This window comes from Gammaproteobacteria bacterium (genome assembly GCA_022450155.1).
Taxonomy (GTDB): domain Bacteria; phylum Pseudomonadota; class Gammaproteobacteria; order Arenicellales; family UBA868; genus REDSEA-S09-B13.
The window spans coordinates 130,697-146,109 of sequence record JAKUQR010000001.1; the positions used below are offsets into that span (position 1 = coordinate 130,697).

The following is a 15,413-nucleotide window of genomic DNA, read 5'->3' on the forward strand; positions in this document are numbered from 1 at the left end:
CATTACACCCCAGAGGCCACGGTTTCTTCGCCATTGTCTAAGTCACGATCCTCAGACAACTTGGGCTCGCCTCGAAGATCGGCGACGCTTTCCAGGAAATAACTCATAAACTGAATCGTCATCGTCACCGAAAAGGTCACTAGAAACCCAACCATCAAGTACTTTACATACATGCCATAACCTTGCTGGCTCACTTCAAAACTCAACAACGGGCCGTTCAGGCTACTGCCTCTACCCCACATACCGGTAGTCAATATGACCCAACACAACGGAAGACCCATAAAGATAGATCCAATACCATTCGCCCATGCTTTGCCACGCGCACTGAAATGGGTGTAAAGCACATCGACACGCACATGACCCTCGGTAATCAACGCATAAGCACTGGCAAAAAGGAAAAGCGCCGCGTACCAAAACCGGACCAGGTCACCCATAAAGGCCTGTTCATATGAAAAAATAAACCGCGTGATAACGATCGAAAATTCCGCCACAACAATCAGTAGCGCAAGCCAAGTGAATCCCAGCCCGCGCACAAACAATGCGATGAAAAAACCCAGTAGAACCAGCGGATAGTGCACGTATGTGCCCCGATAGCTCGTTCGACCAAGATCCAGTGTCATCTGTTGCCCGACCAGGAAAATCAAGAGATCTTCCACACGAAGAAATGAAATCACCGCATCGACAATACCGACCAACAAGATCGCCCAAAAAAGAGCCCGCACGAGATACGTCACCAACGCAGTCAGCCGAACAGCTTCTGTCCGCAGCCCAACATCACGAGTTAACCATGGGTAGACAACGGCAGCGCCCAAACCCACGAAGACGATGGCAACTTGAATCCACCCCAGGGTAATCGCCTCATCGATCAACGGTTTAGACAAAGGGTTCAAACCGAACCACCCTTGGTGGGCAGACAACGCCAGCACCCCGGGCCAGTCCCACCAGAAAATCAGAAAATTATTCAGTAGAAACAACAACACGAGCGCAACCATGCCCCACGCACTGGCACGGAGCCACAAAGTCACAGCATGACTTGCCGCTGAGGTTTGGTCTTGCGTGCTCCGGTTGGAAAAACTGATCAAGATGCCCTCGTAGTCAATGTGCAGTCACCCGCTCGAAGTCGCTGCAACAGATTGGCGACCTCCCGCGACTATGGCCCGAGAACTAGAAAAAAAAGGGCGGAGTCGTTGGACTCCGCCCTCAGTCGACTGCTTGTTCTATTTAAATCCTTAGATTCAGGCGATGAATCAGATACCGAGCACCCGGTTACGTTGTGTGATGTAGGGTACCTCAGAAGTGTTCATCCAGCTTCCAACAGACTGACGTGTGGCAAGCATGCTGTCTAAAATGCGAGCGGTCAGATCACTGTCCGCACGATACTCCTCGAAGACTTCTAACGTCGCTTCGCCGGCTGCATCAAAGATGTCGTCGCTGAACTCGCGCAGCAGAACGCCATGCTCTTCGACAAGCTTAACCATTGAAGAGCCGTTGTTCCAACAGTACTCCGAATACAACAAGTTATTCTCGAGCGCACAGGCCGCCTCGATCAACTTCTGATCAGCTGTTGACAACCCGTCCCACCAGGTCTTGTTCATTCCAAATGATTCCATGGTGCCTGGCTCGTGGAAACCCGGCCAGTAGTAATACTTCGCCGCTTCATAGAACTTCATGAAACCATCATTCCAGGGACCCACCCATTCAGTGGCATCAATTGCACCGGAAACCAGTGCTTCGTAGATCTGGCTACCCGGCAGAGACACCGGCGAGGCACCCATTTTTGCCAGTACGTCACCGCCCATCCCTGGAATACGCATCTTGAGTCCCTTGAAGTCATCTGCAGAATTGATCTCCTTGCGAAACCAACCCCCCATCTGTACCCCGTTGTTACCCGCCTTGAAGCACTTGATATTGAACGGGGCACCGAGCTCATCCCACAGTTCCTGACCACCACCCCAATCGATCCAGGTGTTGACTTCGTTAACAGTCAACCCAAAAGGCACAGACCCAAAAAACGCATAGCCTTTGTGCTTGCCTTTCCAGTAATAGTCTGCCGCATGGTAGGCCTGTGCGTTGCCAGAGGCGACTTCATCAAAAGCATCGAATGCTTTGACCCGCTCGTTGGCTGCAAAGTACTCCACATGAATCCGGCCACCACTCATTATCTCCAGGTTCTTAGCGAGGCGTTGTGCACCCGTACCGAGGCCCGGAAAATCGCGTGGCCATGTGCTGACCATCACCATTTCGATGCGCTCCTTGGCGATGGCCGGTGCGGCCAGCGTTGCCGCAGCCGCCGCGGTCCCTGCCGCACTGGCAGTTTTCAGAAAATCTCTACGTTTCATGTTTCCTCCTCATCTTGCATTAGGACCTGAGCAGATTTCCAGCCACCCAGGCAGGTTATCTTCTGCTGCGGGATGGTCTAGAAACCATCCCTTACAATCACTTTAGCATGTCGAAAAGACTTTTGGGGGTATTCTCATATTAATTCAGTGAGAAGCTGAATCCACCCTCCTTTAACATGCAAGAGAAACAGTACAAAGTGCAGTATTATCGTGTTATCGCATCGTACGAATTGACTCTATCCCATGACTGATTATCGAACCCACCGACCTACGATTATGGGCACCACGCACATGGTCTGCGCTGGCCACAATCTCGCTGCGGCCGCAGGCTACCGCATACTTGAAGAAGGAGGCAATGCCATCGATGCAGGTGTCGCTGCAGGTATCGCCATCAATGTTGTCCTGCCCGAGAACACCAATTTTGGCGGCGTAGCGCCCATCATTGTCTATCTTGCGGATACCGATTCCATTGTGACCATCAGTGGCCTGGGACGCTGGCCGCGCGCCGCATCGATCGATTACTTCAAACGAGAACACGATGGAGACCTGCCCTTAGGTATTCTGCGAGCCGTGGTGCCGTCCGCGCCTGACGCCTGGCTCACCGCGCTTGAAAGATACGGCACCCTCAGCCTAGAACAAGTGATCACTCCGGCACTTGAATTGGCTGAGGAAGGTTTCCCACTCTCCGCCGTGGTGCAAAACGAGATAGTGAAACAATTCACCACCGGTCCTGTTTGGAAAGCCAACGGCAGAATATTCATGCCAGGGGGTCGCCTGCCGCAGGTGGGTGACCGGATCGTACAATCTGCACTGGCCGATACGTTTAAGCGCCTGATTGATGTTGAGCACCGCGCCAGAGACTGTGGACGTTCAGCCGCGATACGGGCAGCGCGAGATTATTTTTATCAGGGCGAACTGGCTCGCGAAATCGCCGACTTCAGCGCATCCGAAGGTGGTCTACTTTGCTACGAAGACCTGCGTGATTTTTCGGTCGGTCACGAAGCGCCTGTGAGCGGACAATTTCAAAATTACTCGATTTATACCTGCGGACCATGGTGTCAGGGACCTGTCGTCGCACAAGTACTTCAAATGCTGGCCAATGACAATCTCAAAAATATGGGCCACAACAGCAGTTCGTACATACACCTCATCTCCGAGGCGTTAAACCTGGCCTTTTCTGATCGAGAGCATTATTTTGGCGACCCTGACTTTGTCGATGTGCCGATATCGACTCTGCTGTCTTCGGCCTATACCCAAATTCGTCGAGCAGAAATCGATCCTGCCAAGGCTTTTGGCGAGATGCCCCCGCCGGGTAAAACTGAAATTGAACCGCATTACCCTGCCCCATCCCCATCCACTGGATCACCAAACTCTGGGGCGGCGACCGACACCAGTTATACCTGTACCGTCGATCGATGGGGCAACGCGTTTTCAGCAACACCCAGTGATCAGAACACGCCCAATCCAATCATTCCTGAGCTCGGCTTTAGTCTCTCATGTCGGGGGTATCAAAGCTGGCTCGACCCTGCTCACGCTTCAAGTTTAGCGCCCTTGAAACGACCCCGACTGACGCCCAATCCAGCCATTGCGCTGAAAGACGGGAAGCTCTTCATGCCCTTTGGCTGCCCGGGTGGAGATGCTCAGTGTCAGGCCATGGTGCAGGTTTTTCTCAATATCGTCGAATTTGACATGGCACCCCAGGTCGCCGTCGAACAGCCTCGATTCGCAACCTGGAATTTTCCGAATTCGTTCTGGCCCCATGGCTACCTGCCGGGTCGGCTTAACCTGGAAAGTCGTATGGACCCAGCGTTAGTTGAACAGCTCAAACACCTTGGCCACGACGTCGTGTTTTCCGACGACTGGGATTCAATGTACATGGGTGTTATGGGCGCCATCACCGTGGATACGGATGCCGGCCTGCTTCGTGCGGGTGCAGACCCGCGCCGGGATACCTATGCGATCGGTCGGTAAAACGAGCGGCGTTTGATCAGGGCTCCAGAGGCGCCTGCAACGTTGCACCGGGCACCCTGATGCCACCACGGGGTTGTCCTGGCTCGATCGTTCCGTAACGCGCTTCAAAATCAGCAGGCAACGAACGACCATCTGCGGCTGATAGCCAGAGCCTTAGAAGATGTCTCCTTCGTTCCGGTTCGGGCCAGTCTTGGTAACTGGTCCGGGCATGCAGTATCTGGTGATTGTGCAGAAATTGTATATCGCCTGGAAGAAAATCAATATCCAGACGCAGCTCATCACTCGATGCCAGTTCATCAACCAAATCCAACGCATCGGCCTGCTCTGCAGTCAATGGCGGTATGTGTGGATGGCGTTGTGCCGCATCAATAAAGTCACGTGCGTAAATACAGGTGACCCGCTCTTCTTCGGGATAAAACACGGCCAATTCATAGGTCTCGTCGTCGCCTTCAGGGATCTCGCCTTTGCGGTCTATATGAAACCGCCGACAGAGCACTTTCAGTAGATCAGGACGACGCTGGGCAATTTCATGGTAAATCGTCGATGATGAACAAATCGAGCTCTGCCCTCCCGTACGCGCGGGTTGCAGACACAACAGGCCGACAATATCGGTGGAATCGGTGTGAAAGAGCTGTCGATAGCTGGTTTGATAAACCCGGTTCAGCGAATCCATAGGGTCGAGCCCCAGATCGTAGACATGGCCGAGCAGGTGACCCTGTGCATTCTGTGAAACTGGTACGCCCAGATGACAGCCGATCCCATAATATGCGCGGGCTGAAGTTTCGCGGTTCCATTCGAGGACTGGCAACCCACGTAACACAGCGAATCCACGCCCGTAGATGAGTTCGTCCCGCAATTCTCGGATACGTGAAGCGAACGCTGGCAAAACGAAAGAGCTGGCACTCAACTCGGGGATAGGTACCGCTTGGGTACGGCTGACTGCGACCTCTAGTTCCTGGATCTCCTCGTCAGTCAGCCCAATGATCCAGTCATCACGTTGCTCCCAGTCGGCGCGATACCACACGGCCGGGTCAAAATTACGACTGAGGGTCATCTGGTTACCCCGCGTGACATGCAGTTCCCGTGACACAAACGGCAATCCTGATCGGCGCTTATCCTCGCATGCGCTCAGCCTTGGGGTCAAATATCGGTTCGGGCTGCAGCGTCGCAGAGAGGGTTTCACCCAGTATATCAATCGACCAGCCATCTTTTTCGTCGGCTATCTCTTTGGGCACGTACCCCATTGCCACTGAAAGCCCAGATGCGTGTGCATAGCCGCCGGATGTGACCCAACCTTTCACTTCACCTTGGTGTCGGATTGGCTCATCGCCGATGGCATCAGCATCGGTAGCGTCGACGACAAATACTCGTAACCGCAACTTTCCACCGTGTTCTTTTTCGGCTGCCGCTCCGGCTTTGCCGATAAAGTCGGCGTCCTTTTTAAGCGCCACAAATCGTCCCATACCCGCCTCATAGGGACCATAAATCGGACGGTATTCCCGTGCCCAGGAACCGAAGTTCTTCTCGACCCGTAAAGAATTCAGCGCCCGTGAACCGAATAAGCGCAAACCCAAATCTTCTCCCTGATTTTGGATAAGATCGAAAACATAACGCTGGAATTCAGGCTCCATCCAGATCTCGTAGCCCAGGTCACCCGTGAAACTGACTCGACCTACCAGACAAGGCGCCATACCCACGTCGAGCTTACGGATATCCAAAAAACGAAATGCTTCGTTACTGACATCGTCGTCCACCAGCCGCTGAAGCAGTTCTCGAGATTTCGGACCGGCGATGGATAGGCCGACCAGTCCAGGGCCCCGCGCAATGATCTCTACGCTGCCGTCTTCAGGTAGGTTTTGCGTAAACCAGCGCATATGGTAATTCTCGGCAAGACCAGAACCCACTATGAAAAATTCCCCATCACCCAGGTTCGCCAGACTGAAATCACCAATCAGCTTGCCACCATGGTTCAGCATTGGTGCAAGTGTCATACGCCCGTCCGCGGGTAATCTGCAGGTCAGTAGACGGTCCAACCAATCGGAAGCACCCGACCCTCGGATCGTATACTTGGCAAAACTCGCAATTTCCATTATGCCAACTGCCGTTCGCACTGCATTGACTTCCTCAGCCACATGCTCAAAGTCGGTCGACCTTCGCCAGGAAAATTCATCGACAACACCTTCCGGGGCAAACCATAGCGCTTGTTCCAGCCCATAGGCCTCGCCCATCTGGGCACCGGCTGCCAGCAACCGGTCATAGACCGGTGTGGTACGCAGAGGACGGCCCGCGGGTAGCTCTTCATTGGGAAACCGGATCGAAAAACGACGGGAATAGTTCTCCTGAACCTTCTTGTTGGTATAAGCGAGGGTCGCCCAGTCACCGTAACGCGCGACATCCATGGCCCAGACATCAAATCCGGGGTCACCTTCAATCATCCAGTTCGACAGTGCGAATCCCACTCCGCCTCCCTGGCTGAAGCCTGCCATCACGCCACAAGCACACCAGTAGCCACGCAGCCCCTTAATGGGACCGATAAGCGGATTTCCATCGGGTGCGAAGGTAAATGGTCCGTTGATGATCTGCTTAATCCCAGCCTTCTGAAAGGCCGGAAAATGTTCAAACCCGACTTCCAGAGAAGGTGCTATCCGGTCGATATCCTCGGGCAGCAGTTCATGTCCAAAATCCCACGGCGTCTCTTTAGGCGACCAGGGCTTACAGGCTTTTTCATAGGTCCCCATCAACATACCGTTACCCTCCTGCCTTAAATACAACTCGCCATCAAAATCAACACAATGCGGCACTTCCAACCCTGATGACTCATTGAAGGCGACCACTTCAGGCATGTCTTCGGTCAACAGATACATATGCTCCATGGCGAGAACAGGCAGTTCGAGTCCAACCATCCGGCCGACTTCTCGGGCCCACAGGCCGCCAGCGTTAACGACATGCTCGGTATGAATCTCACCTTTTTCCGTAATCACGCGCCAACTGCCATCCTGATTCTGCTGAAGATCCGTCACGCGGGTCTGTTGGTGGATGACGGCACCACTCTTGCGTGCTGCCTTTGCATAGGCCCAGGTGGTACCCGAGGGATCCAGGTGGCCTTCTAACGGATCACTCATCGCACCCACGAACTTGTCCGGATCCAGCAATGGGAAAATATCAGCCGCCTCCTTGGGGCTGATTATCTCGGTGTCCATACCGAGATAATGCCCTTTCGCGTGCATGCTTTTAAGCCAGTCGAAGCGTTCCTTGGTCGCTGCCAGAAAAACACCGCCCGTCAAGTGAAGCCCGATCGACTGTTCAGACAGTTCTTCGATCTCGTTATACAGTTCAATAGTGTATTGTTGGAGCTTGGCGACATTGGGATCGCCGTTGATGGTATGCATACCACCGGCTGCATGCCAGGTTGAGCCCGAGGTCAGCTCCGAGCGTTCCAGGAGCACAACATCGGTCCAGCCGGCTTTCGTCAAGTGATACAACACTGAACAGCCGATGACTCCACCCCCTATAACAACCGCCTGTGCGTGTGCTTGCATAATGAGATCGTTCCTTACTTATCTGTCAGGGTCTTTTGTCAAGGATTTCATTTCGACTACGGATCGCTGGAGCCGATCTGCGTTTTACGTCTATCCACATACTCATCCATAGCCTCGCACCGGGCACTATCAATCAGGGGCGCTTCAAATGTCTCGATGGCCTGCTGCCAAAGTGCCGTGGCTCGCTCCGTTGCATCTTTTGCACCAGCCGCCTGCCAGTTTTCATTGTTCTGCCAGTCACTGACCAGTGGAGTATAAAAAGCAGTCTCATAACGCGCCATGGTGTGGTCTGTGCCGAAAAAATGGCCCCCTGGGGAAACTGCTCCGATGGCGTCGATACCCAGTTCTTCTTCGCTGGTATTTATTGGAGAAAACATGGTGATGAGATTCTGCAACATCTCAACATCAATAATCAGCTTCTCAAATGAAGCCACTAACCCGCCTTCAAGCCAGCCAGCCGCATGGTAGAGCAGATTGCCGTGACCCAAAACAGCACTCCACATGGACATCTGGGTCTCATAGACCGCCTGGGCATCTGTGGTGTTTGAGGCGTTGCAGCCACTGGTTCTATAGGGCAGTCCGTAGCGTCGAGCGAGTTGCCCACCGGCCAGGTTGGCCTTGGCGTTCTCCGGCGTACCGAACGCTGGCGCACCTGAACGCATATCGACGTTGGACGTGAACCCACCGTACACCACCGGTGCCCCGGGACAAAACGCCTGTATCATTGCCAGCCCGAAAAGCGCCTCCGCATTCTGCTGCACCAGCCCTGCCGCCAGGGTCACCGGCGTCATCGCACCCAACAGGGTAAACGGTGTCACGATCACAGCCTGCCCGTAGTGCGCGAGTTCCAGCGCAGCGTCAGACATTGAATCGTCGAGCTTTCGCGGCGAGTTGATATTGATGTTGCCGAATAATGACGGGTCTTCGGATAACTCGTCCGTCGTCATACCCCGACCTAGTGCAACCATGTGCACTGCATCCTGAACCCTGCCCTTACCGATGGGTACAGCTGAAAATACCTTGTCGGACAAAATAATGTTTGCCCGGTAGGTGTCGAGATGGCGCGTATTCGCCGGCAGGTCGGTGGGTGCAACACTCTGGTTCCCAAAAAAGTTAATCACATTGAAGGTCTGCCCGAGTTTAATCAGGGTCTGGTAGTCGGAAAAGTTTCCCGGCCGTCTTCCATTGATCCGATCATGCACGTTGGGCGGACCGGAAACCAAACCACAGTTGATTCGGCGCCCGCCTATCAATAGCTGGTTGGCAGCATTCCGTGGTGTCAACGAAAAGTGTTGAGGTGCTTTACCAACCAGCGCCATGATCGTCTCACGGTCTATCCTGACGATCTGTGTCGTTTCATCGACACTCCCGCCGAGAGACTGGAACATGGTTCTTACCCGATCGCTGGTGACCTCAATGCCCAATGATTCGAGCACAGTCATCGACGCATTATGAATCTCTTCAAGCTGATCCGGTGTCAATGGACACAACGGCGGATAAGGGTTGTCCAGAACCTGCGGCGCTAACTGGTTCAGCGCCGACTTAGCACTGCGGACAGCTTTACGCACTTCCCGCTTGGAAGTTCGTGCACCCCGTCTCATGGTGTTCTCCCGTTCAGAATCCCACTTTACAGGCCGTGACCGAATCCGTAATTAAAGGCGATATTCAACTCCGGTATTATCATGTTTGAGACATTAAAAACTATGTTTCGGACATATAATGAGTGGGCAATGTTGCCGATACCTCGCCAAAATGTCACCTTTCTGCTGATCGATAAATTCTCCGTCATGGGTTTGAGTGGGCCCATGGAGGTGTATCGCCATGCAAACCGGTTCGGCCCTAAGGCCGTGTACAACACGATGATTGCAAGTGTTGATGGGGGTTATGTCACCGCGAGCAACGGTCTGCAAATAAGGGCGGACCTCAGTCTCGATACCCTGGAACACACGGATGTGTTCGTTATCGTCGCGGGTGTGGGTGCAGAAAAAATTACGGATCGGAAATTACTGGCCGTCCTTCAACGACTAAGGGCACAACGCTGTATCCTCGGTGGTGTATCCACCGGCGGGCTTATTCTGGCTCGAGCAGGGCTTTTGAATGGATACAGGGCCACGGTGCACTGGGAAAGTTTTGCCTCCCTGGTTGAGTTGTACCCCAAAGTTACGCCGGTATTTCAGCACTACGTCAGAGATCGAGATCGGATCACCTGCTCAGGGGGCACAAGCACAATCGACCTTTTCCTCGATCTTGTGAGCGATGATCTCGACAGTACGGTAGTCACACGCATTACGGAACAGATGCAGATGGACCGCCAGCGACCGGGCGAGGATAAACAAGGACACCGACTGAATCGTCATGGCAAACCCCTGAGCACAGCAGTTGCACGCGCGGTTGCGCAAATCGAATTCAGTATCGACGAACCCACCCGTGTCAATGAACTTGCTCGACTTGCGGGTGTGACTTCACGCCATCTTCTGCGGCTATTTCGACAGGAACTCGGCACAACACCAGTACAATTTGGCTTGGATATCCGGCTTCAACGGGCACACTCTCTAATCCTGAATACCAGCATGGCGCTATCAGACATCGCAGCCGCGACAGGCTTTAACTCCCGATCCCACATGACCCAACGTTATCGTAACCGCTACGCCGAAACCCCCACGCAAACCCGACTCAACTGAATGAACTTAACCGAGCACCGCTCCCACAGAATCACCCAGTATGCTCGCAATATCGTCAAGGGTGGATTCTGAGGTGACTATCGGGGGAGCTACACAATAGCAATCACCCCTGACCCGACTGAACATGCCCCGTTTGACGGTTTCAGCATGAACCTTTGCTCCAATGCCGTCACTGGCGTCGAACATCTCCTTAGTCGCTTTATCCTTCACTAGCTCAACGCCACACATCATACCCAGGCCACGGACCTCACCGACATGCGGATGATCGGCCAGGGCCTCCTTTAATTTAACCAGCAGGTGTTTGCCTTTGGTCTGAGCTTGTCCAACGAAATCCTCATTTTCGATGATATCCATCATGGCCAGAGCGACCGCACAACCGACGGGATGTGAACTGTAGGTATACGCGTGCATCCACGGGGAACCACTGTCGTTCATCACGCTGGCGATCTCATCACTGATCCCGATACCGCCCAGCGGGAAATAGCCTGAGGTGATAGCTTTTGCAAACTGTATCAGGTCGGGCTCAATGCCCCAGTGTTCGAGTCCGAACATTTTCCCGGTACGACCGAACCCGGTGATCACCTCATCAGCGACCAGCAACACCTCATACTGGTCACAGATCTCTCGAATCCGTTTAAAGTAATCTTCCTGCGGCACAATCACGCCGCCGGCACCCTGAACCGGCTCTGCGATAAACATAGCTACCGTGTCTGCCCCTTCTTCAAGAATCTGCTTCTCGAGTTCGTCAGCGGCGGCAATACCCTGGCTCTTCGCGCCTTCTGGCGCTTCATAAAGATAAGGATAAGGCGAGGGTATATGTGAAAACCCGGGGATTCTCGGTTCGAACATCGCCCAGTAAGCCGGTATACCCGTCGCGCACATCCCCGCCATCGTCACCCCGTGATAGCCCCAGATCCGGGATATGACTTTAGTCTTATCGGGCTTGCCTTTGAGTTTCCAGTAATACCGGGCCAGCTTGATATTACTGTCGGTCGATTCACCGCCGCCCGAGGTCAGATAGAAATGATTGATACTCGGATAGGTCAGATGGGCCAGTCGTTCCGACAGTTCAATTGCACGGGGGTTTGAACTGCCCGCATAACCGGAGACAAATCCCATCTGCCGCATTTGGGCAGCTGCCGCATCGGCGAGTTCAGGCCGGCCATTACCGGCTGTGTTGCACCACAACCCCGATAGACAATCGATGTACTCATTGCCTTCAGAATCTACAATATAAGCCCCTTTCCCTCCGACCCAAACTTTAGCGGATTCGTGTGCGGCCGGGTTGTGTAGTGGATGGACAAGGTGGGCCGTGTCTCTATCGATCAAACTCCTCTCAGCTGCGGTGGTCACGTTGCGCTCTCCCTGGAATCAATTAGAGAATGGTACTGTGATAATCATCTTATCTGACATTCTGGAACAATGAAACGGGTCAGAAGAAACAACCGGTTGTACTTAGTTCATGCCCCTATCCCGCAATAATCGATCAAGATATTTAGCCGACCTGTGACAGAATCCGATCAACAAATTCTTCCATGCTGCGCACTGAACTGGCTATATCTTCTCGTTGAAAATTAAAGAACAGGTGCTGAACACCCAGTTCTCGAAACACCCCAATATCCTCGACGATCTGGTCCGGGCTCCCGGTAAATAGATGATGCTGACCATCGGAAAGTGCTATTGGCGCACCATCGTTCGGCCAGTGTGCCCAATAGGCCAGTATGATCGACGCAGGATCCCGGTCATGCTCAGCGGCCACCCTGTAGAGACGCTCAAGGGCTTCTGAGTAACGTGCCGCAGTATTCAGCGGAAACCGGGGATTTGATCCCACAGGATACCAGGCATCACCGTGGGTTACGGTCCGCCTGAGTGCAGCTTTACTCTCGCCACCCACCCAGATCGGAATATGGGGCTGCTGCACTGGTCGCGGCAGGAACGTAACATCTTCGAAAGACACATAGTTTCCATGATAAACCGGCTGCTCGTGCGCCCACAGAACTTTAAACGCTTCCAGATATTCGTCAGTGACCCGGCCCCGATCTGAGAAAGGTGGTGCCCCAATCGCTTTAAACTCCTCAGCCATCCAGCCTGAACCAATGCCGGCAATCACTCGACCGTTGGAAAGCAGATCAATGGACGCCAATGCCTTGGCTGCGAATACCGCGCTGCGGTGCGGCACGACCATCACTGAAGCCAGTAATTTGACCTCACTGGTAATCCCAGCAAGGTAAGCCATAATGGCCAACTGCTCCACGCAATCTCCCGATGCTGCACCTGGAAACGTGCCCGTGGAACTGTAGGGATAGCGAGAGTCGATGTTTCTGGGTATCACGATATGGTCAGGCACCCCCAAGCAGGCAAATCCCAATTCTTCACCGCGGGTCGCGAACGCTTTGATGCCTTCACGCGTCGCTAGCGGACCCCGGCCTGGAATGCTGAAACCAAAGTCCACTGTCTTGTCGCCGTTCAGACAGTTGGTTGTGGCGCAGCAACGCTGCGCGACACTGTCCCAACATGAAGCTCTTTCAACGGTTTGGCTTGATAAGAAAACAGAACGCGATCACCAAGTGGGCGCCCGTATAGAGTGGTCCTCTGTAACGGTTCTCGGCCAACACTAGCAATCAACTGATCCATCTCCTGTGGCGGCAGTTCCTGGCCGTTACGCGTGCCCGCCGCACGGGAAATCGATTCATTCATCAGCGTGCCGCCAAGATCATTGACACCGGCATTAAGTAACTGAGTAATGCCGCTGCGCCCCATTTTTGTCCAAGAAGCCTGAATGTTTGAAATGTGGCGATGCAAAACGATTCTGGAAACCGCGTGCATCAGGACAGTCTCCCGGAATGTTGGTCCCTGTCGGCAGCTATCACGGCGGTACAACGGCGCCTCCTGATGAATAAAGGGAAGGGGCACAAACTCAGTAAACCCGTTCGATCTGATCTGCAGATCACGTATCCGGCAGAGATGTCTTGCCCAGTGGTGTGGTTGATCGACATGACCGAACATAATTGTCGCTGTGGTTCGCAATTCCAACTGGTGCGCTGTTTCCACGATTTCTAACCACTCGTTTGTGGTCAACTTATCTGGGCAGATTATTCGGCGAACCTCGTCATCGAGTATTTCTGCTGCGGTGCCGGGTAACGTAGAGAGCCCCGATTCCTTAAGTTGTTTGAGGAAAGAACGAACAGAAATGCCGAGCGTAGCGGCGCCCTGTTGAATTTCAAGCGGGGAGAACGCATGGATGTGCAGATCCGGCAGCGCAAAACGAATCGCCCTGCAGATCTCCAGATAGGTCTCGCCAGTGAAATCAGGATGAATACCACCCTGAAGACAGACCTCCGTTGCGCCCCGTTCCCATGCTTCCTCTGCCCTTCGGACAATCTCAGTAAGATCCAGCACGTAAGCCTTGTCGCGTAAACCCTTAAGCGTGGAACCTTTCGAGAACGCACAGAATCCACATCGATAAGTACATATATTCGTATAGTTAATGTTGCGGTTAACCACATAAGTCACGGTGTCACCGACCACACTGCGCCTGAGATCGTCTGCGAAATGGCAGATTTCTTCAAACTCTGAGCCGCGCGCGTTGAACAACTGAACGATATCGGTCTCCGACAACTCCAGACCCTGATCTAGCCGCTTTTCAATACGCCCAATATAACTTCCTTTGTGGACCTTCTTAAATTGGCCCACGCCAAAGGGTGCTTCGGTAAGTTCTCCGGGTACCCAGCTGTCTGTTCGAGCCAACCCTGACGCGTCTACATGCCGCAACAGGTCGTCAGCGATTGACGACGAGACCCAGCCCGACTCTGCTGATATGTACCTGGGGTAGATCGGCAAACGTGCAACCAGCACTTTATTTGCCCGCTCTGTATTCTTTTTCAGTACCGCCAACTGTGGCCAAGGTGCTTCCGGATTCACATGATCAGGAGTTACCGGCGAGACGCCACCAAAATCATTGATTCCCGCAGAAATTAATTCGATCTCGAAGCCCGGTGAAAGATTTGGCGGTGCTTGAATGCTCATTTCCGGGCCGAAAATAATTCGTGCCACCGCGATTGACCATTTCAGCTCGTCGTCGTCAGCCCCAACATGGTTGACCATCAGCGTGCCAGACTTAGGCCGGAAAGGCTGGATGATGACCTCCTGAATATGGCCATATCGGTCGTGCAGCTCCCGCAAGGCAAGCAGTGATTCAATCCGCTCTTGGCGTGTCTCCCCGATCCCGACGAGAATCCCGGTGGTAAAGGGCACCTTCAGTTGCCCGGCAAGTTCGATATTCGCCAAGCGAATCGCAGGATCTTTATCTGGTGAACCGTGGTGCGGACCGCCGGGTGCTGCCAGACGCGCCGACGCAGACTCCAGCATGATGCCCTGCGATACAGAAACTTCCTTCAGCGCAGCCATCTGATCGGCGGACAGTATGCCGGCATTGATGTGGGGCAACAGTCCTGTCTGCTCGACGACACGCCCTGCCATCTGCACGAGATAATCAACTGTGGTCTCAACACCCAGCGTATCCAGCGCCTCACGTGCAGCACGATATCGTGACTCGGGTTTGTCGCCCAAGGTAAACAGCACTTCGTGGCAACCGGCTCTTGCACCCCTGCCCGCTATGTCTAGCACTTGATGCTCTGTCAGATACACGTTCGAAAGCTGTCGTGGACGCTTGGCAAACGTACAGTAATGACAGACATCACGACAGAGTTCTGTGAGCGGCACAAATACCTTGGGCGAATAAGTGACCAACGAGCCGAAACCCTGATCCCGAAGCGTTGCCGCCAGTTCCAGTAAAGTTCTCCCTGCCGGCAATTCAGCCATTGCTCGGGCTTCGTCCGGCCCAGGTCGTCGAGACCAAAAGCGATCCAAATTTAGGGAAGGAC

The 15,413-nt window shown here is 53.6% G+C and carries 10 protein-coding genes; 2 read left to right on the top strand and 8 right to left on the bottom strand.

Going from position 1 to position 15,413, the window contains the following annotated elements:
• Positions 1 to 2: 2 nt before the first annotated feature.
• Positions 3 to 1,025 (bottom strand): TRAP transporter small permease subunit, encoded by a 1,023-nt coding sequence (locus tag MK323_00610; GenBank protein ID MCH2480668.1) that lies wholly within the window; start codon positions 1,023 to 1,025, stop codon positions 3 to 5.
• A gap of 222 nt (positions 1,026 to 1,247) precedes the next feature.
• On the bottom strand, positions 1,248 to 2,339 hold the full coding sequence (locus tag MK323_00615) for a TRAP transporter substrate-binding protein (protein ID MCH2480669.1): 1,092 nt from the start codon (positions 2,337 to 2,339) through the stop codon (positions 1,248 to 1,250).
• Positions 2,340 to 2,582: 243 nt separating this feature from the next.
• Here MK323_00615 and MK323_00620 point away from each other — a divergent pair, with 243 nt between their 5' ends.
• On the top strand, positions 2,583 to 4,310 hold the full coding sequence (locus MK323_00620; protein MCH2480670.1) for a gamma-glutamyltransferase family protein: 1,728 nt from the start codon (positions 2,583 to 2,585) through the stop codon (positions 4,308 to 4,310).
• A 16-nt stretch (positions 4,311 to 4,326) separates the two neighbouring features.
• Here MK323_00620 and MK323_00625 read toward each other — a convergent pair whose 3' ends face one another.
• The 3 genes from MK323_00625 to MK323_00635 are packed head-to-tail and all read right to left on the bottom strand — an operon-like array spanning position 4,327 to position 9,450.
• On the bottom strand, positions 4,327 to 5,400 hold the full coding sequence (locus tag MK323_00625; protein MCH2480671.1) for a TauD/TfdA family dioxygenase: 1,074 nt from the start codon (positions 5,398 to 5,400) through the stop codon (positions 4,327 to 4,329).
• 22 nt (positions 5,401 to 5,422) lie between these two features.
• On the bottom strand, positions 5,423 to 7,849 hold the full coding sequence (locus tag MK323_00630) for an FAD-dependent oxidoreductase (GenBank protein ID MCH2480672.1): 2,427 nt from the start codon (positions 7,847 to 7,849) through the stop codon (positions 5,423 to 5,425).
• A 56-nt stretch (positions 7,850 to 7,905) separates the two neighbouring features.
• Positions 7,906 to 9,450: a trimethylamine methyltransferase family protein gene (locus MK323_00635; GenBank protein MCH2480673.1), complete on the bottom strand. Its 1,545-nt coding sequence runs from the start codon at positions 9,448 to 9,450 to the stop codon at positions 7,906 to 7,908.
• 129 nt (positions 9,451 to 9,579) lie between these two features.
• Between MK323_00635 and MK323_00640 the strand changes: the two genes are divergently transcribed.
• Positions 9,580 to 10,530: a GlxA family transcriptional regulator gene (locus MK323_00640; protein MCH2480674.1), complete on the top strand. Its 951-nt coding sequence runs from the start codon at positions 9,580 to 9,582 to the stop codon at positions 10,528 to 10,530.
• 6 nt (positions 10,531 to 10,536) lie between these two features.
• Here MK323_00640 and MK323_00645 read toward each other — a convergent pair whose 3' ends face one another.
• The 3 genes from MK323_00645 to cofH all read right to left on the bottom strand — a co-directional run bounded on the left by MK323_00645 (position 10,537) and on the right by cofH (position 15,351).
• A complete protein-coding gene (locus MK323_00645) occupies positions 10,537 to 11,883 on the bottom strand; it encodes an aspartate aminotransferase family protein (protein MCH2480675.1) in 1,347 nt (448 codons plus the stop codon).
• Between the two features lie 142 nt (positions 11,884 to 12,025).
• A complete protein-coding gene (locus MK323_00650; GenBank protein ID MCH2480676.1) occupies positions 12,026 to 12,982 on the bottom strand; it encodes a TIGR03619 family F420-dependent LLM class oxidoreductase in 957 nt (318 codons plus the stop codon).
• A 14-nt stretch (positions 12,983 to 12,996) separates the two neighbouring features.
• Positions 12,997 to 15,351, bottom strand: a complete 2,355-nt coding sequence (cofH, locus tag MK323_00655) for a 5-amino-6-(D-ribitylamino)uracil--L-tyrosine 4-hydroxyphenyl transferase CofH (GenBank protein ID MCH2480677.1) — start codon at positions 15,349 to 15,351, stop codon at positions 12,997 to 12,999.
• Positions 15,352 to 15,413 lie beyond the last annotated feature (62 nt).